Here is an 18,586-nt window from a genome sequence, read left to right on the forward strand (position 1 = left end):
TAAAAATTTGATACAGCCTTTTATTTTTTGTATGAAAAATTACTCCATAGAAGACTTCATCTCCCAGATATTCAGGTCTCTGAAAGTCGTTGCTACTTCGGTTGAAAACAATTCGTAACTGACTTTTTCAGAAAGCGGAAAAACAAGATCCGTCATCACCTGATCGCCTCCATTTGCAAAAACTTCAATATTATTTCTGTCAACCAGAATTCGGATGTAAATATCATCATTAGTATCTGGCAGCGGTACAGATTCAATGCTTGGAAATTTTGGGCTAAAATCCACATTTCCGCTTTTTGTCCGGTCAATTTTCAGTGTATTATCAATTTTATTGTAGTAAACCAGCGTCTGGTTTTCCCCGTGTTTCAACAGTTTAATCCCCGCTTGTTCAGCTGAACTTCTTTTGATTACAAACTCGATATCCAGCTTACTGCCAGAAATAGAATTCAAAAGTTTACTACCCGTCACGGCTACTGAATTTTGTGTTGCCAGAAGCTGTCCGCGATAGGATGTCACTTCTTTTGTTGGAAACGATTTTATCCGGTATTCGCTGTTTTCATTTTTATAAATTGAAAGCTCTCTTGGTACCGACATCTGTCCTCTAACACCTTTTGACGGTGTAACCGCTGCATATTCCCAGCTATTTTGCCATCCGATCATTATTTTTCGTTTGTCACTATCTGGCAGATTGTTGAAAATAATTCCAGCGTAAAAATCTTTTCCATAATCCAGATACAACGGATACTTCAAGGCATCGGGAGTAAACGTTTTTCCATCAAAGTTTCCGATAAAATATTGCATCCCGAGATTTCCATTTTGCTGCGGATGTCCACCTGAAACTGTAATGACCCATTTTGTAACGCCCGGTTCATTTTCAACCGGTAATTCAAAAAGATCAGGACATTCCCAGATTTTACTTTTATCTCCAAATTTGTCCCCGAATTCGCTCAACAAACTCCACGATTTTAGATCCTGTGAAGCATAAAGCTGCACTTTGAAATCCAGCGGTTTCGCAACAATCATAATCCATTGTTTGGATTGTTCCTGCCAGAAAACTTTTGGGTCGCGAAAATCTTTCGTGTGTAAATCCAGCAATGGGTTTTTATCATAACGGGTAAATTGTATTCCGTCAAGACTATACGCCATGCTTTGGTTTTGAGAAATTCCCGTACCGCTACTGTCAATATGCGCCGTATAAATGGCTACCAGAGGAATTTCTCCATCCTTTTTACCCAAACCGGATGTGTTGTTTTTATCAACAACGGCAGTGCCGCTAAAAAACATAGTACTCGTTCCGTTTCCGTTGGGATAATCCTGCAAAGCAACCGGCTGATGTTCCCATTTCATCATATCCTTACTTGTTGCGTGCCCCCACGACATGTGGCCCCAGGTATCTCCTTCCGGGTTATATTGGTAGAAAATGTGATATAAATCATTGTAAAAAACCAGTCCGTTGGGATCATTTGTCCAGTTTTGAGGTGGTGTAAAATGAAATGCAGGCCGGTAATTCATTGTCTTGGTGGAATCCAATGACTGTGCATTCACCAAAGTAATAGTATGTAACTGACTTATAATAAAGGAAATTGTAATAGTTCGAATGGTTTTGAGCATCCTCATAGGTTTAAATGTATTAAGCAGGGTCGATTTCTCTGTTAGTTTAAGCAATTTTTCTTTATTTCTAATATACTTAAATAACAGTGCCAAATGGAAGAATTTAAATAATAAGTTAAATCGGGTTCATTTTGATCTAAACCTGCCAAAATACGGTATATAAGACCAACAGATTAGTTAAAAGCTGTTTAAAGATATATTAAACACAGAATCTAATAATGTACAAATTAATTCTTTCTTCATTTCTTTTTTGCATTGCCTGTATAAATGAACCCGAAGTCTCCGTAGTTCATTCAGGAAATAGCACTGAAACAACAGGCGGCCTTCGGTATCTGGCTCTTGGAGATTCTTACACCATTGGGCAAAGTGTGCCGGAAACAGATCGTTGGCCGGTGCTTTTGACAAAAAGCCTGAAAGAAAACAGAACTCCTGTGGCCACAACTGATATTCTGGCAAAAACCGGTTGGACGACAGCCAATTTATTAAGTGCCGTTTATGGCTATAAACCGACTGAAAATTATGATCTGGTTTCCTTGCTAATTGGCGTTAATAATCAGTTTCAGGGACTGAGCATTGATCAGTTCCGGATTGATTTTTATGAATTGCTTTTACAAAGCATAATCTATGCGGGCGGGCACAATAATCGTGTTTTCGTTTTATCAATTCCTGATTGGGGCTCCACATTACTTGGCTCAGGAAGCCGTGAAGAAATCGGAAAAAGTATTGATAAATTCAATCTTGTTGTAAAAGAAGAATGCGCCAAAGAGAAAATATTGTTTATTGATATTACGCCAATTTCCCGAAAGGCGCTAAATGATCCTACAATGGTCGCGAATGATAATTTACATTATTCTGCCAAAATGCACCAATTGTGGGTAGATGAAGCTTTAACAAAAGTTAAATCTTTATTGTAATTTTTTCAAAAATCATTCTCTCGACGCTCGTGCATTTCAATAAAATAAACAAAATATTGCTGCCCTAAGTTAAGATCAGATTGCTAAATCGTGAAGTATTGAAAAAAACACCTTCGTAAATGCAATAAGCATTTAACTTTGAGGTGTTTTAAAAAACGTTATAGCGATTAGATTACTATGGAAGGTGCATTTTTGTTGGAAGTAAGCCGTAGAATTAAGGAAAAAAGAATTGATAAAAAACTTACATTACAGGAACTGGCGGATAAATCCAACGTCAGCAAAGGTTTGATTTCTCAAATTGAAAATGGCCGCAGCATCCCCTCCCTGCCGGTAATGTTCAGTATCATTCAATCGCTGGAAATGGAAGTGGGTGATTTTTTTAAAGATCTGAATTTTGTAGAACCAACGGTGATCATTCAGAAAAAAGATCATTACGAAACTTTTGAAAAGGAGAATACCAAAGGATTCAGTTACCAGCGGATTTTTACAAAAAGTCTTCAGGCCACAACGATAGATTTTGTTTTGCTGGAATTATCGCCAAACTCGCATCGGGAAGAAGTTTATACAGAAGCTTTCGAATTCAAATATATTTTAAGCGGAAAAGTTGATTACCTCATCAATGGCGATGTTTACAGCCTCGAAGCGGGAGATTCACTTTTCTTTGACGGGAGATTACCCCACGTGCCAAAAAACAAACACTCGGAAAGTTGTCTGATGCTGATTGTCTATTTCTTTAATCAGAAATAAGGGATACCTGGAAAAATCAATAATTATCAGTTTGTTTCTTACCGGTAGGACGAAAAAAAACCGTCCGACCGGAGTCCAGGCCCAAAATCATGAATTACAAAAAACTTTGGAACGGGCCACTCGTCGGACGGCTTTTTCCGCCGTCCGACGGGTAAGAAAAGCACGAAGCCAGCACAATAAAACAGACACCTCGAAACTTCAATTTTCCGGATCACTCACTAAAAACTCCAGCAACCCCGGACGAACCTGAATATTTACCTCAACAGGTTTATCAATCTTAATCGTTTGATCATCCGCGTGAAGATCCTTTCCATCCCAAAAAACCTGAACATTTTTTGCTTTCAAGGTCGTGAAAGAATAATGATCTTCCTTTCCATTAATAAGATTCAGAAGATATTCTTCAAACTTTTTGTGATGATTTTCCGGAATTAAAACGACTTCAAATTCTCCGTCTCCCGGGTCAGATTGTGGGGACAATTCCAGATTTGGACCCATAGAACGCGTATTCATGATTTCCACCATGATATACTTTCCGGTATGATCCTCACCATCGGCGATAATCTTACAAGTACGCGGTCTATACGAAAGAACAACATCATACAAAACAGCCCTTGCCATTTTAATTTTATCCTCCCGGCTTTCCTGTTCGTCTTCCTCCATCTTATCCATTACTTTCATAAGTTTTGGAAAAATTCCAAAACCGAAAGCTTCCAGAAAAAACATATTATCCGGCAACCCTCCTATTTTCCCAACATCGAATTTCTTGATGATGGATTTGTGCCAGGTAGGAATTATTTCATCCACTGTCCCTGAAATGTTGAGAGTGCCAGCTACATTATTGGCAGTGCCGTGAGGAAGCAGGGCAAGGGGAAATTGTTTATCGAGTACTTTTCTTTTCAATAACGCTTTCGCCGTCCTACGCACGGTCCCATCTCCTCCGGCTATTACAATAAAATCTATTTCGTCTTCAAATTTGTCCCAATTCTCCTTTTTAACAGAAGAATATGTACAGTCAAAACCAGCTTTTCCAATCAGTTCCATCAACTCATTTTTCGAAAAATCCTTCTCTCCTGCACCCGGGTTATGTAAAAGGTGAGCTCTTTTCATAGTATTGGTTTAAGTTGAAATTGTTCTAATAAAAATATACCAGGCACAATTTTATTACCACTTTTGAAAAAAATTAAACGCTTATGAGAATCCTTGTAACAAATGACGACGGAATTTATAGTCCCGGAATTGCAGCACTTGCCAAGATAGCATCCCGTTTTGGAGAGGTCAGAATTGTAGCTCCGGATGTGGAACAATCCTCTATGGGTCATGCTATTACGGCTTCAAGACCTTTGTCATACAAAAAATCACCAATCGTTTTTGAAGGTATAGATGCTTACCGGGTAAATGGTACACCGGCCGATTGCGTGGCATTGGGCCAGCATCTTTGGGAGAAAACAGACGTTGTCCTGTCCGGCATCAATATGGGACCAAACCTGGGCAATGCCATGTGGCATTCGGGTACACTTGCGGCTGCGAAACAAGCTGTTTTGTTTGGTATGAAAGGAATTGCTTTGAGCACTCCGGCTGGAGAAGACGGCCCCGATTTTGAACTTCTGGATCCTTTTGTGGAAAAAGCACTAAAAATCCTGCTTGAAAATCCTGACCTGAATCTGATTAACGTCAACTTCCCCAAAAACCCGAAAGGTGTAAGATGGACCCGCCAATCGGTTCGATTATATGATAACAAGATTGTTCCGGCGCTTGACCCGATGGGAAGAAAAAGCTACTGGTTCACCGTAATTCCACTGGAAGCAGCCGAAGAAGGATCTGACAGGTGGGCGATTGAAAATGATTTTGTTTCCATTACGCCTTTGCGTCTTGATCTTACAAACGAGGCTGAATTGGTAAAAGCACAACTGAAATATCCGATTTCCTAAAAAAATCAACTTCATAAGTAGCAGAAAGAATGAAATAAATCATCCTTTTATTCAAAACCTGCGCTCCCGGATTCAACATTCGAAAGCGCAGGTTTTTTAATTTCAATATTAATTCATCAAAGACTTAAACGCCATTTAAGGGGTAGAAATCACATTTCGCCGTCTTACTCCCAAGAAGATAAACATTCCAACACCCTTAAATTCCTGAAAATCCATTATTTCAAACCATGGAAAAAACCAAAATTGGTAATTACCGCTGGGTAATTTGCGCGTTACTTTTCTTTGCCACCACAATCAATTACGTTGACAGACAAATACTTGGTTATTTAAAACCTACCCTTGAAATTGAATTTAACTGGACCGAAACGGACTATGCGAATATCGTTATGATTTTCGCGGCGTGTTATGCTTTTGGCTATGTTATTTTCGGAAATTTTATTGACAAAATAGGTTCTAAACTTGGCTACGTTGTTTCAATCATCATTTGGAGTGTGGCGGCAATTGCACATGCTTTTGTAAAAAGCACCTTTGGTTTTGGAGCTGCCCGCGCGATTTTAGGTCTCGGGGAAGCTGGAAATTTTCCTGCTGCCGTAAAAGCAGTCGCCGAATGGTTCCCTAAGAAAGAACGTGCGCTGGCCACTGGAATATTTAACTCAGGCACGAGCATCGGAGCCGTCGCAGCACCTATTTTAGTTCCTTGGTTACTTGGCACTTATGGCTGGCAACAGGCCTTTATTATCACAGGGGCATTAGGTTTTATCTGGCTTATATTCTGGTGGTTATTTTACGAAATCCCATCAAAACAAAAGAGATTAGCGCTTCCGGAATATGAATTTATTCATAGCGACAATGAAGTAACTACGGAAGCAACTTCAAAGCCAATTAAATGGGCTGCGTTGCTCCGAATCAAACAAACCTGGGTATTTATTATTGGTAAATTTCTTACCGATCCGATCTGGTGGTTTTTCCTTTTCTGGCTTCCGTCCTATTTTTCAACAACATTTGCTCTCGATTTAAAAAAGCCGAGCATTCATTTGGTCGTCATTTACACGGCAACAACATTCGGGAGTATTGGTGGCGGCTATCTATCATCTTATTTGATAAAAAAAGGCTGGACACCTTTTAAAGCCAGAAAAATCTCTCTTTTGATAGCAGCAATCGTTGTTACACCGATTATGCTTGCCCAATTTGCAACAGATATCTGGTTTGCAGTTGGCATTATCAGCATTGCAGCTGCGGCGCATCAGGCATGGAGCTCCAATATTTTTACCGTAGTATCGGATTTATTTCCTAAACGCGCTGTTAGCTCTGTTGTAGGGATGGGTGGATTTGTTGGTTCAATGGGTTCTACACTTTTCCCGCTGCTTGTTGGCTCGCTTTTGGATTACTATAAAGCTGCCGGAAATATTGGCGCAGGATATAATATCCTGTTTACAATTTGCGGCTGTACCTATTTGGTGGCCTGGACCATCATTCATTTTTTGACAAGAGAAATGAAGCCGGTAGAAGAATCATTACGGGAGCTGTAATATACTAATCCCACTAAATAAACGTAATAATATCTGCCGGAAACAGAATGGTTTCGACAGTCATTCACCTGAATAAATATAAAAATGAAAAAGTTTCGTTACCCCATTCTGTTGCTAACCTTAGCGGGTACTTTATTCTATTGTAAATCGAATAAACAGGCTGGATCACAAATCGTTGCAACAAATGTCCAGGAAACTTCAAAAGAAGATCCTGCCAAAATAGATTTCAGTAAATCGCCATTTCTAACTGCCCAGGAATCCATGAAAAAGATTCAGGTAGAAGATGGATTTGAAGTAAAACTGGTTGCCTCGGAACCTTTGATAAGCACTCCCGTCGCTTTTTCTTTTGATCAAAAAGGACGGATGTGGGTTATTGAAATGACCGGTTATATGCCAGATACCGTTGGAACCGGCGAGGATATCCCTAATGGAAAAATTGTCATTCTGGAAGATAAAAATAAAGATGGCGTCATGGACGACAGGAAAGTTTTCCTGGATTCTCTGGTTTTGCCTCGTGCTATTTGTTTGATTGACAACGGAATACTTGTAGGTGAGCCGACGAATTTGTGGTTTTTTGAGATAAAAAATGATAAACCAGTCAATAAAACACTGGTGGATCCTTTGTATACCGAAGGCGGAAACGTTGAACATCAGCCAAACGGATTGATGCGTGCGATGGATAATTGGATCTATAATGCAAAATCAAGCAAACGCTACCGCAGACAAGGAAGTAAATGGCTGATCGAACAAACACATTTCCGTGGACAATGGGGAATTTCCCAGGATAATTATGGTCGCTTATATTACAACAACAATTCACAAAATGTATTGAGTGATTTCTTCTCTCCCGGCTTTGGTGCTAACAATAAGAACCAAAGAAACGTAGCCGGATACAACGAAAAATCTGTTGCCAATAATCATGTTTACCCGATCCGCCCTACTCCGGGTGTGAATCGTGCCTACATGAAGGGCGTAATAAACGACAGTTTGAAACTTGTTGATTTTACAGCTGCCTGTTCTCCAATGGTTTATCGCGGAAACTTGTTTGGAAAAGCATATGAATCAAATGTTTTTGTGGCAGAGCCATCCGCGAATTTGATTAAAAGAAATATTCTAAATGATAAAGGATATATCGTAAAAGGCGAGCAAGCTTACAAAGGAAAAGAATTTCTGGCAAGTACAGATGAGCGTTTTCGCCCGGTAAGTTTGTACAATGCTCCTGATGGTGCTATGTATATTGTGGATATGTACCGCGGAATAATCCAGCACAAAACCTATTTGACTCCATATTTGAAAGGACAAATTGGAAAAAGAGATTTGACGCAGCCACTTTCAGCTGGCAGGATATATAAAGTTGTTCCTAAAAACAGCAATACAAAAATTACAGCACTTCCAACTGATGCCGAAAGTCTGGTTAAATTATTGGGGGATAACAACGGCTGGATTAGAGATTATGCTCAGCAAACGTTGGTTGACGGAAAGATGAGCCAGGCAATTCCTGCTTTGGAATCTGCTTCAAAACAAACAGCCAATACGTTTCTTGCCATCCATGCACTTTGGACACTCGAAGGTTTGAGTGCTTTAAAAACGGATGAGGTTTTGGCTTTATTGAATCAGTCGTCGTGGCCCGTTCGGATGGAAGCGCTTAGCGTTTTGCCATCTGTTATAAATGGACAAACCTGTAAAACATATACCGCTGCATTAAATAAACTGGTTGATCAGAATGATACGCTATCGGCTCCTTATGTCGCTTTTTTAACCCATAATATTAGTGAATTTGACAAAAGCGCTGCGAATGATCTGTTACTGAAAGTGGCTAAAAAATATCCATCTAACCGCTATGTAAGTGATGCCGTTATCAGCAATTTGCAGGATCATGAAGATGCATTTAAAAATGAGCTGGTTGCTTCCGTTTCTGATACTACGCTAATTATTCAAACACAATTACGGAAGGCAATTGCACAGGCTGCCAACACCAAAGGGAACCGTGATCCACAAATGCTGCTTAAAGAATTCCCAAAAGGTGTCGCCTTGTTTACCTCAATTTGCCAGACTTGTCATGGGCCGGATGGAAATGGTGTAAAATCTCTTGGACCACCTTTAAATCAGTCTGAATGGGTAACCGGCGATAAAGGGAAACTTATTTCAATTGTCCTTTTTGGATTGACAGGACCTGTGAAAGTAAACGGACATGTGTACAAAACGCCGGAAGTGAGCGGAGATATGCCGGGAATCGGTTATGATAAAGATATGCCAAGTGAAGATGTAGCGCAGCTTCTGAGTTTCATACGGAAATCATGGAGAAATAATGGGGAGAAAATTACAACCGATGAAGTAGTCTCAACGCGTAAAAAATTAAATGCCCGTCAAAAAGCATTTACTGTGGAAGAGCTGAACGGAATGTAAATTTCAATTATTTTATTAATAAAAATGCCTGAGCCGATTTCCGGGTCAGGCATTTTTATTATGATTTCTAAACTTTTACAGCGATCACAATTCCAGTCGCCCAAACCTGCTTGGTAAGCACCAGATCTTTTCTTGCTTCAAGATCCTTGATCAAATTAATTGCTTTTCGGTCATGTCCTTCGGGCCAGTTTGGCTGAGGAAGCATATCGTCAATAATATATATTCCGCCTTTGTTCAACATTTCCAACACCTCGTCCAGAAGCAAATATTTTCCATGCCAGGTATCAGCAAAAATATAATCAAATTTCATCTCAAGGTTACTTTCCACCCAGTCTTCGCCATCCGCCAATACCAATGCCAAACGAGTATCCTGGGACAAATGATTTTCGGCGATGTCCAGAAATTTTTCATCATTATCGATGGATATCAAAGTTGAATTTCTATCCATTCCTGCGAGGATCCAGGAAGTTGACAATCCGGTACCGGTTCCGAGTTCAAGAAATTTCCCACCCGGTTTTGAAGCCGCAAGCGTTTTTAAGAGTGAACAAGTCTGAATATCAGACGCCATGGTAAAGCCGGAAGCTTTGGTAGCCAGGTCAATAGCGACAAAAGCACCAGGTAAAGGATTGTTAATTTCCTGTGTCATCAGAAGAATGTTTCGTTAAGTTGGAAAAATAGAGAAAAATTAACTGAAATCATACAATCAAATGATTCAAAACTAAAACAATATTTTAATTTCAGAAAACTATAAATGAAATTTTAAATCAAACATTTCCCTCAACATATCAAAACTCCACCCTGAAACGTTACCTTTGCCACTTTTCCGCTTGAATTGCAAATCACAGTCATGTCATTATATACAACCGAAGCTCCGATCATTATTACCTGCAACAAGCGCCTTGCGCCTTATCTTGAACAGGAAGTACTGGATCTGGGCTATAAAATTGAAGAAGCTTTTGTTACTGGTGTCCGCATAAAAGGTACCATCAATGACTGCATCAAACTTAATCTGAATTTGTATTGTGCAAGTCAGGTTTTGTATAGTCTTGAACAGTTTGAAGCACAAAGTCCCGATCACGTTTACAACCATCTGGTAAAAATGGCCTGGGAAGATATTCTTCCTGATCCGGGTTATTTTTCGGTTACCAGCAATGTACAGCATCCAACGATTAACAACGGAATGTTTGCTAACCTTCGTGTGAAAGATGCCATTGTTGACAGGTTACGGGATAAAAGAGGGAATCGTCCATCCACAGGTTCTGAGCTTGTCGGTGCTGTGATCCACCTTTTCTGGAAACATGATCATGCCGAAATTTTTGTAGATACTTCCGGCGACTCGCTTGCGCGTCACGGGTATAGAAAAATTCCTGGAAAAGCTCCTATGCTGGAAGCGCTTGCCTCCGCTACAATTCTGGCAAGCAAATGGGACAAAACTTCGCCGTTTATCAATCCGATGTGCGGTTCAGGAACGTTGGCGATTGAGGCGGCTTTGATCGCAAGTAAAACGCGTCCGGGTTTGTTCCGTGATAATTTTGCATTTATGCATTTACAAGGATACGACAAAGAAGTGTATTACAACGAAATGTATGTGCTCGAAGACCAGATCATTCAAGTTCCCGGCCTCAGAATTCTCGCTACGGATATCAGTGAAATGGCTGTAAACAATGCGCGAAAAAATGCAATTGCAGCCGGAGTTGCCGATATGATTGAATTCAGCGTTTGTGATTTTGCCGATACAGAAGTTCCGGAAGGCGGAAACGGAGTATTTTTTGTTAACCCGGAATATGGAGATCGTTTGGGAGAAATTGACGAGCTGGAAGAAACTTATGCCCGTATCGGTGATTTTATGAAACAAAAATGCAAGGGATATTTTGGTTACGTGTTTACAGGAAATCTTGATCTTGCAAAAAAAATTGGTTTGAAAGCAAAACGCCGAATCGAATTTTATACCAGTACAATCGATTGCCGCCTGCTTGAATATGAACTATACGCTGGTACAAGGGATGTTAAAATTATTGTCCCTCAGGAAAACTGATACACAATATGTAATTCAATATTAATACAAACGTTACTAAGTCGTTTAATACACGTCCACTAGTAACGTTTCTTTTTTTTACCCGATGAAGATCAGTTTTTCAATTGTCATTTTGATGTTTTGTTGTTCCTGCCAATGGTTGGGAAATCAGCCCAGCTTTGGGGATGATTACATTACCTACCAAATCAGCAAAGGGAATCATGAAATTGACGATAATTCCAACGCGCTTTTTACGGCGGGGGAATTAAAATTTCAGGCTATTTTTGATAGTACATGCATTTATCAAACTTCGGATGCTGGTAATCAGTATGACATTAATAAGTTATTGGGATTTTCGGATTGCAATTCTCAGCATCATGAAAATAGCGCGAGGTTTGGATGGAACTGGAGGGACAATGCACTAAATATCTTCGCTTATATTTATGTGGCCGGGCAAAGGCAGGAAAAGCAATTGGGAACACTGGCTCTTGGTAAAATGGGAAGTTTCGGGTTGTCTACTTTAAACAATACATACATTTTTACTTTTAACGGCCAGCAAACTATCATGCCGAGACATTGCTCAGGTGGTCTTGGAATTTCTTACAAATTACTACCCTATTTTGGTGGTGATGAGGTGGCGCCCCATGATATTAAAATTAAAATCCGGAACGTAGATTAGTATTTCATTTTTCAAAACAAAAACCAGCAAAATTTTCATTTTGCTGGTTTTTGTTTTCAGGCAATAAACTATTCATCTGCCAAACTTATACTAGACCTTACAAGACTTCTTTTTTTCTCTCTTACCGTCAGCCTTGCTTTTGTTGGCGGCTCTTCTCTTAATCTTCTTTCTTTACCGGCTTTTACTGCCGCACTTTTTTCTGCCAACTTATCCTGCGCTTCTGTATGACGTTGAACCGGAATTACATTTTTAATTCCCTGAATGTCCTCAAAAGGTCTGTTGGCTACCCTTCGCCTCATTTTGTTATCAAGGCTTTGAAGTTCTAACTCTCTAGCCATATTGTAAATATTTAATAAATTATTTTAATTATACCAAAATCAGATTTTGATGGAAATAATAAAAATAATCGTTCCAATAGGAATATGAAAGGCATGATTTTTACTTTAAAATTGTGTTTTCTAATAGCTAACAAGATAATTGTCACAGAAATTGATTTTACAACATGTGGGAATAATTCCCCACCAAACTAAACAATGCTTATTTTATGCCGCAACTACCAAGTATCAATAAATCCCGGCTTCAGGAAATCAAAGTCTTTTTAAATAAAATTGGCGAGACTAATGAAAGTACCGAATACTCCACGGATAAGGAATACATTGTAAAATCAATTATTGAACTGGTTAAAATTAAAGGAAGGCAAGATCTTGTGGACGAGTTTGAAAAGGCGTATATCCATCATCTCATTACCATTCAGAAATGGGTTATTGACTTAAAACATATTGCAGATGAAGCACTAAACGAATTAAATAATAGTAATAGGCAATAGCATTTTGACGAAAAATCTTAGGATAGAGGGTTTAGGCGGTGGTAAAATTTGATTGAACATTAAAATCATGACAATTGATAAAATAATGGCAAGCCCGTAATGTCCTTTCATCTTCTTTGCATCCTTAATATTATTATGACTGCCAGAAAAATCCTGAAAGATGAATTGGTATGATATTTAAATATCGGTTTTCGTGTATTCCAAAACCCTCTATTGATGAAATTATATTCTGCCAACCTGTTAAAAAAACATAAGAATAAATTAAAGGCTGGTCCATTAATAAATTCACTTTCTGAATTATGATTCTTATAGTTGACGATAGATCCGAAAATATCCTTCCTCTGAAAAAAATTCTTGAACTGAATAACTTCAAAACTGACAGTGCAGAATCCGGAGAAGAGGCTTTAAAAAAAATCCTGAACAACAGTTATTCGCTCATTATTCTGGATGTTCAAATGCCCGGCATGGACGGATTTGAGGTTGCCGAGGCAATATCCGGCTTTAACAAAGCAAAGGACACACCAATCCTTTTTTTGTCTGCAGTTAATAAAGAGAAAAAATTTATCACCAAAGGTTACACTTCCGGCGGTATCGACTATATTACAAAACCGGTAGATCCTGATATATTACTACTGAAAGTCAAAACATTTAATAAGCTTTACGAACAGCAGCAAGAACTTAAAGCTATTCAGCTATCTCTACAAAACGAAATTGAAGTTAGAAAAGAGGCTCAAGAAAAGCTTGCTTCCAATATGCAGGAATTACAGTTTGTGCTCGAATCATTGCCACAAATTGCATTCACCATGTCTGCTAATCGCAAAATTGAATATGTAAATCAACATTGGTTTCAATATTCCCAAGATGCACATACACTCCCGCAGATACATCCGGATGATACGACATGGGAAATCTGGCAACAATCCGTATCAGAGGGTTTGGAATTTTCTTCCGATGTGCGTTTAAAAAATTTATCCACCGAAGACTACCGTTATTTTCTGCTGAAAACTATTCCGGTTTTGCAGCAAGGTACTATTATTCGCTGGGTCGGAACATTTACCGACATTCATCAGCAAAAAATGGCCAATGAATTGCTGGAACATAAAGTCCTTCAGAGAACAAAAGAACTGCTTGCAAAAAACTCGGAGCTTGAAACCATCAATCATGAATTGCAGCAATTTGCCTGGGTAGTTTCTCATGACTTGAAAGAGCCGCTTCGAAAGATCCAGACGTTTAACCATCTTATCAAAGATAAATTTTTAAACGGAAATCAGGAGGCCGCTTCCTACCTCGACCGCTCCATAAGCTCTTCCGCCAGGATGACGCGTTTAATTAGTGATTTGCTGGATTATTCCCGCCTATCAATTTCTGCCAATTTCCAGCCTACGGATTTGAATCTTTTGATTAATGACATTCTAAGTGATTTTGATGATCAGATAAAAGAGAAGAACGCAATCATTCAGGTTGATAAATTACCACTGATCGAAACAATTTCCAGCCAGATCCGTCAGGTTTTTCAGAATCTGATCAGCAATGCGTTAAAATTTGCGAAGAAAGATAAAATTCCTGTTATCAGTATTTCCTCCGAAACAATAGAAGAAAAGGAATTGGACAGTCCTCAATCAGAATCCGGAAACTTTTGCCGTATAACGCTCAGCGATAACGGAATAGGATTTGACGAAAAATTCCTGGACAGAATTTTTGTTATTTTCCAGCGTCTCAACAATCAGAGTAGTTACGAAGGAACGGGTATCGGACTTGCCATTGCAAAGAAGATAATGGATAAACATAATGGTCTTATTTCCGCAAAAAGTCATGAAAATGAAGGTGCCAGTTTCATCATTATTCTTCCAATAAAACAAGTTAACGAATCCATACAACCAGCCAATACAGAAAATATTTACCAATCATAATATGCCTGCGACTTCCTCTAATTCAATAATCCGGCAACTGCAAATTGTATTTTCCATTTCTGTTGTTCTTCTGGTTCTGAGTCTTTTTGCCTCTTTTTACAGTACGCAAAAATTAATCCTGAATTCGCAGCTTGTTAATCATACCAATCAGGTTTTGATAGAGGCAGAAAACATCATTTCTTACATGAAAGATGCGGAAACGGCTCAGCGTGGCTTCCTTGTAACACTGGATCCTCAGTTTTTGCAGCCTTATAATGGTTCTTACGAAAAAACATCAGCGAGCTACAATACGCTACTTCTACTGACAAGCAATAATCCTGCACAGCAAAAAAATCTGGAAGAAGCAAAAACTTTGTATGAAGCCAAATTCATACAAATGCAGAAAATCATTGACAGGACCAAAAGAAACGCACAAACTGTATTTGATACTGACGCCCGACAAAAAGAAATGGTGAAAGGCAAATTAGTGATGGATCAGTTGCGACTGGTGGCTGAAAGGATAAAAACACAAGAGAACAAAATGCTCAAAGAGCTGACGGAAGCCCAGCAGGCATACATTAATTACACGCCCATTTTGCTCGTATTTGCAGCGTTGATATCAATCTTAATTACTGGTTTTGCTTATTTCCGTATTAAAAAAGATCTGGATGACCGCCTTCTCAAACAAAAAGAGGCTGAGGCAAAATACATTGAAACTGCACAACGAATTACTTTTATTGAAGGTATGACCAAACTGGTATCAGAAGGTGATTATTCAGTACGAAGTTCTGATACTATGGACGACGAGTTGGGACGGATTTCTACGGCATTGAATACGATGACCGGCTCGCTGGAACAAACCTTTAATGATTTGTCGAACAAAAACTGGTTGCAAACTGGTACAGTTAAATTAAGTGATGCGATTCGTGGAGAAAGGATTTTAAAGAATCTCGCAGAAAATCTGATCAATACAATTACCGGTTATATCAACGCACCGCTGGGTACTATTTACATTCTGGATAAGGATTGGAATTATAAACTCTTCGGTAATGTTGCTGCAAGCCTTGCACCAGAAACTATAAAAGCCGGAGAAGGTCTTACTGATCAGGCAATCAGAAATAAAAAATCACTTATCATCCGCGATTTACCAGAAAATTACATCACTGTAAATTCGTCGCTTGGAAATACGCCACCAACTTGTCTGGTTATTTTACCGTTGGTTTACGCCAATGAGTGCATTGGGATAATTGAAATCGGGCTGTTAAGAGAACCTGGATTTTTGGAAATGCAGTTTTTGAATGACAACCTTGAAATGCTTTCCATCGGTGTAAATGCTGCGCTGGATTATGTAAAATTGCAGGAATTCCTTGAAGAAACGCAGGCACAATCCGAAGAATTGCAAACGCAGCATAATGAGCTTGAAAACCTTAATGCTGAGCTTGAAGCACAATCCCAAAAACTCCAGGCATCCGAAGAAGAACTTCGGGTACAACAGGAGGAGTTACAACAAACCAATGGTGAACTGGAAGAACGCAGCGGTTTACTGGAAGAAAAAAATCTGGAAATTGAGAAAAAAGCGGAAGAATTAGAACTGACAACCCGCTATAAATCTGAGTTTCTGGCCAATATGTCGCATGAACTTCGCACACCACTTAATTCCATATTATTACTTAGCCGGTTACTTGCTGAAAATGACGAGAAAAATTTGAGTAGCGATCAGATTGAATATGCCACGGTCATACAGTCGTCGGGAAATGGATTATTGGGACTGATTGATGAAATTCTGGATCTTTCCAAAATTGAAGCAGGAAAAATGGATTTAGATTATGCCAGGATTTCGGTACGGGACATTACGGACGACATCAAAGCACTTTTTAATCAGGTCGCAAAAGAAAAAAATCTGGAATTTAAGGTTTCGGTAGCAGACGACGTGCCTTCAACCATTGAAACGGACAGAATGCGCCTGGAACAAATATTGAAGAACCTGATTTCTAACGCGCTTAAATTTACATCAATTGGTACGGTTGAACTTATTGTAAAATCGGATCCAACCGACGTGAAAATGCTTTCCTTTTCGGTGAAAGATACCGGCATTGGAATTCCTGCTGAAAAACAGCAACTTATATTCGAAGCATTTCAACAGGCAGACGGCTCAACAAAAAGGAAATATGGCGGTACAGGACTTGGTTTATCCATCAGTCGGGAATTAATAAAATTGTTGAAAGGAGAGATTTCGTTAATTAGCGAATCGGGTAAAGGCAGTGAATTTATTCTGCAAATTCCTGTTTCTCAAAGCCACAATCCGGAAATTCAGGAAAATAAGAATTTATTTGGCATGGTAAAAGCTGACTCTTTTATCAAAAAGGAAGAAATCATTGACAATCGTTTTATCAGTACCATAATTCCTGAAAGCATTCCGGACGACAGAGCAGTCATTACAGAAAAAGATAAGTCCATACTGATCATTGAAGATGATACTAATTTTGCAAAATCGCTTCTCGATTATACCAGAAAAAAAGGTTATAAAGGGATCGTAGCTGTGCGTGGCGATGAAGGACTGGAACTTGCAGAAAATTTCAAACCACAAGGCATTTTACTGGATATTCAGCTTCCCGTAATGAGCGGCTGGGATGTGATGGACAGGCTGAAATCGAACCTTAAAACCAGACATATTCCTGTGCATATGATGTCTTCTCATAAAATGAAAAACGAAAGCCTATTGAAAGGCGCGGTTGATTTTATTGATAAACCGATGGCGCTTGAAAAGATGCAGGAGATCTTTAAAAAGATAGAATACGTACTGAGCAGGAAATCAAAAAAAGTATTGATCATTGAAGATAATCCAAAGCACGCCAAAGCATTAGCCTATTTTCTGGAAACTTTTAATATTAATTCAGAACTTAGAAGTAATATTTCAGAAGGAATTGAAGCTTTGAAAGACAAAGAAGTTGACTGCGTAATTCTGGATATGGGAATTCCTGATAAACAGGCTTATGAAATACTGGAAGAAGCCAAAAAGAATCCCGGTTTCGAGCACCTTCCCATCATAATTTTTACCGGAAAAAGTCTTTCCATGACGGATGAACTGCGTATAAAACATTATGCGGATTCTATTATTGTGAAAACTGCGCATTCATATCAACGTATGCTGGATGAAGTCTCGCTATTTCTTCATGTCGTTGAAGAAAATAAAAAACCTCTCGTACGCGACGGGGACTTTAAAAAACTGGGAGCGTTAGAGCAAATCCTGAATGGCAAAACGGTTTTAATAGCCGATGACGATGTCCGGAACATTTTCTCACTTACCAAATCCCTTGAAAACTATAAAATGAATGTCATAACGGCTCTTGACGGCCAGGAAGCACTACAAAAACTTCGTGAAAATCCATTAATAGATGTAGTTTTGCTTGATATGATGATGCCGCAAATGGACGGCTACGAAACGGCGCGAAGGATCCGTGAAAATTATCAATGGAAAAATTTGCCGGTAATAGCTGTAACTGCCAAAGCCATGACGGGTGACCGGGAAAAATGCATAAATGCCGGTGCATCCGATTACATTACGAAACCTGTTGATATCGATCAACTTATGTCGCTCTTGCGTGTTTGGCTTTATGAGAAATCCTGATTAACATTATTGGTAAAATAGTATTTGACTTATTGTATTTAAATTTATGCACAAAAAAAGGGTGCTGATCATTGACGATGATGCCAGAAATATTTTTGCACTTTCCGCGACCCTGCGCTCAAAGTCATATGAAAGTATTTCCCGTACCGGCGCGCGGGAAGCGCTGGAATTATTGAAAACAGAGGAAATTATCGATGCCATTCTGATTGACATGATGATGCCGGATATGGATGGATATGAAGCCATTCCGCTCATCAAAAATATTGAATCCAGAAGGAACACACCTGTTTTTGCTGTTACCGCTCAGGCGATGGTCGGTGATAAAGAAAAATGTCTCCGGGCGGGTGCTGATGACTATATTTCCAAACCTATTAATGTTGACCATTTATTGCAATTGTTAGGTAGCATTTAAAAT

At 39.1% G+C, this 18,586-nt stretch carries 15 protein-coding genes; 11 read left to right on the plus strand and 4 right to left on the minus strand.

The window, feature by feature from the left end:
* Positions 1-39: 39 nt before the first annotated feature.
* Complete coding sequence (locus tag FZF08_RS21300) at positions 40-1,611, minus strand: glycoside hydrolase family 32 protein (RefSeq protein WP_159473000.1); 1,572 nt, start codon at positions 1,609-1,611, stop codon at positions 40-42.
* A gap of 218 nt (positions 1,612-1,829) precedes the next feature.
* On the opposite strand from FZF08_RS21300, the gene FZF08_RS21305 reads away from it, so the two are divergent.
* Together FZF08_RS21305 and FZF08_RS21310 are read left to right on the plus strand one after the other, a co-directional pair.
* The gene (locus FZF08_RS21305; protein ID WP_159473002.1) at positions 1,830-2,525 is read left to right on the plus strand and encodes an SGNH/GDSL hydrolase family protein; all 696 of its coding nucleotides are present in this window, start codon (positions 1,830-1,832) and stop codon (positions 2,523-2,525) included.
* A 177-nt stretch (positions 2,526-2,702) separates the two neighbouring features.
* Positions 2,703-3,272, plus strand: coding sequence for a helix-turn-helix domain-containing protein (locus FZF08_RS21310; RefSeq protein WP_159473004.1), 570 nt, complete (start codon positions 2,703-2,705; stop codon positions 3,270-3,272).
* Between the two features lie 198 nt (positions 3,273-3,470).
* On the opposite strand, the gene FZF08_RS21315 is transcribed toward FZF08_RS21310, so the two are convergent.
* Positions 3,471-4,379, minus strand: a complete 909-nt coding sequence (locus FZF08_RS21315) for a diacylglycerol kinase family protein (RefSeq protein WP_159473006.1) — start codon at positions 4,377-4,379, stop codon at positions 3,471-3,473.
* Positions 4,380-4,462: 83 nt separating this feature from the next.
* Here FZF08_RS21315 and surE point away from each other — a divergent pair, with 83 nt between their 5' ends.
* From surE to FZF08_RS21330, 3 genes are all read left to right on the plus strand, one after another.
* Complete coding sequence (surE, locus tag FZF08_RS21320; RefSeq protein WP_159473021.1) at positions 4,463-5,200, plus strand: 5'/3'-nucleotidase SurE; 738 nt, start codon at positions 4,463-4,465, stop codon at positions 5,198-5,200.
* Positions 5,201-5,427: 227 nt separating this feature from the next.
* Entirely contained in the window at positions 5,428-6,729 is a 1,302-nt protein-coding gene (locus tag FZF08_RS21325; RefSeq protein WP_159473023.1) for an MFS transporter, read from the plus strand.
* Positions 6,730-6,813: 84 nt separating this feature from the next.
* A complete protein-coding gene (locus FZF08_RS21330) occupies positions 6,814-9,135 on the plus strand; it encodes a PVC-type heme-binding CxxCH protein (RefSeq protein WP_159473025.1) in 2,322 nt (773 codons plus the stop codon).
* A 67-nt stretch (positions 9,136-9,202) separates the two neighbouring features.
* Here the strand turns inward: FZF08_RS21330 and FZF08_RS21335 are convergent, their stop codons facing one another.
* Positions 9,203-9,781 (minus strand): O-methyltransferase, encoded by a 579-nt coding sequence (locus tag FZF08_RS21335; RefSeq protein ID WP_159473027.1) that lies wholly within the window; start codon positions 9,779-9,781, stop codon positions 9,203-9,205.
* A 201-nt stretch (positions 9,782-9,982) separates the two neighbouring features.
* Between FZF08_RS21335 and FZF08_RS21340 the strand changes: the two genes are divergently transcribed.
* Both FZF08_RS21340 and FZF08_RS21345 read left to right on the plus strand, forming a co-directional pair.
* Positions 9,983-11,170 carry a class I SAM-dependent RNA methyltransferase gene (locus FZF08_RS21340; protein WP_159473029.1) on the plus strand — a complete coding sequence of 396 codons (1,188 nt, stop codon included), beginning with the start codon at positions 9,983-9,985 and terminating at the stop codon, positions 11,168-11,170.
* Between the two features lie 85 nt (positions 11,171-11,255).
* Positions 11,256-11,828 (plus strand): hypothetical protein, encoded by a 573-nt coding sequence (locus FZF08_RS21345; protein WP_159473031.1) that lies wholly within the window; start codon positions 11,256-11,258, stop codon positions 11,826-11,828.
* A gap of 68 nt (positions 11,829-11,896) precedes the next feature.
* Here FZF08_RS21345 and FZF08_RS21350 read toward each other — a convergent pair whose 3' ends face one another.
* On the minus strand, positions 11,897-12,166 hold the full coding sequence (locus tag FZF08_RS21350) for a hypothetical protein (protein ID WP_159473033.1): 270 nt from the start codon (positions 12,164-12,166) through the stop codon (positions 11,897-11,899).
* Between the two features lie 206 nt (positions 12,167-12,372).
* Between FZF08_RS21350 and FZF08_RS21355 the strand changes: the two genes are divergently transcribed.
* The 4 genes from FZF08_RS21355 to FZF08_RS21370 all read left to right on the plus strand — a co-directional run bounded on the left by FZF08_RS21355 (position 12,373) and on the right by FZF08_RS21370 (position 18,583).
* Complete coding sequence (locus FZF08_RS21355) at positions 12,373-12,654, plus strand: hypothetical protein (RefSeq protein ID WP_159473036.1); 282 nt, start codon at positions 12,373-12,375, stop codon at positions 12,652-12,654.
* Positions 12,655-12,953: 299 nt separating this feature from the next.
* Positions 12,954-14,564 carry a response regulator gene (locus tag FZF08_RS21360; protein WP_159473039.1) on the plus strand — a complete coding sequence of 537 codons (1,611 nt, stop codon included), beginning with the start codon at positions 12,954-12,956 and terminating at the stop codon, positions 14,562-14,564.
* 1 nt (position 14,565) lies between these two features.
* Complete coding sequence (locus tag FZF08_RS21365; protein ID WP_159473042.1) at positions 14,566-18,171, plus strand: response regulator; 3,606 nt, start codon at positions 14,566-14,568, stop codon at positions 18,169-18,171.
* Between the two features lie 46 nt (positions 18,172-18,217).
* Complete coding sequence (locus tag FZF08_RS21370) at positions 18,218-18,583, plus strand: response regulator (protein WP_159473047.1); 366 nt, start codon at positions 18,218-18,220, stop codon at positions 18,581-18,583.
* Positions 18,584-18,586: the final 3 nt, after the last annotated feature.

Source organism: Dyadobacter sp. 3J3, from assembly GCF_009801115.1.
Taxonomy (GTDB): Bacteria; Bacteroidota; Bacteroidia; order Cytophagales; family Spirosomataceae; genus Dyadobacter.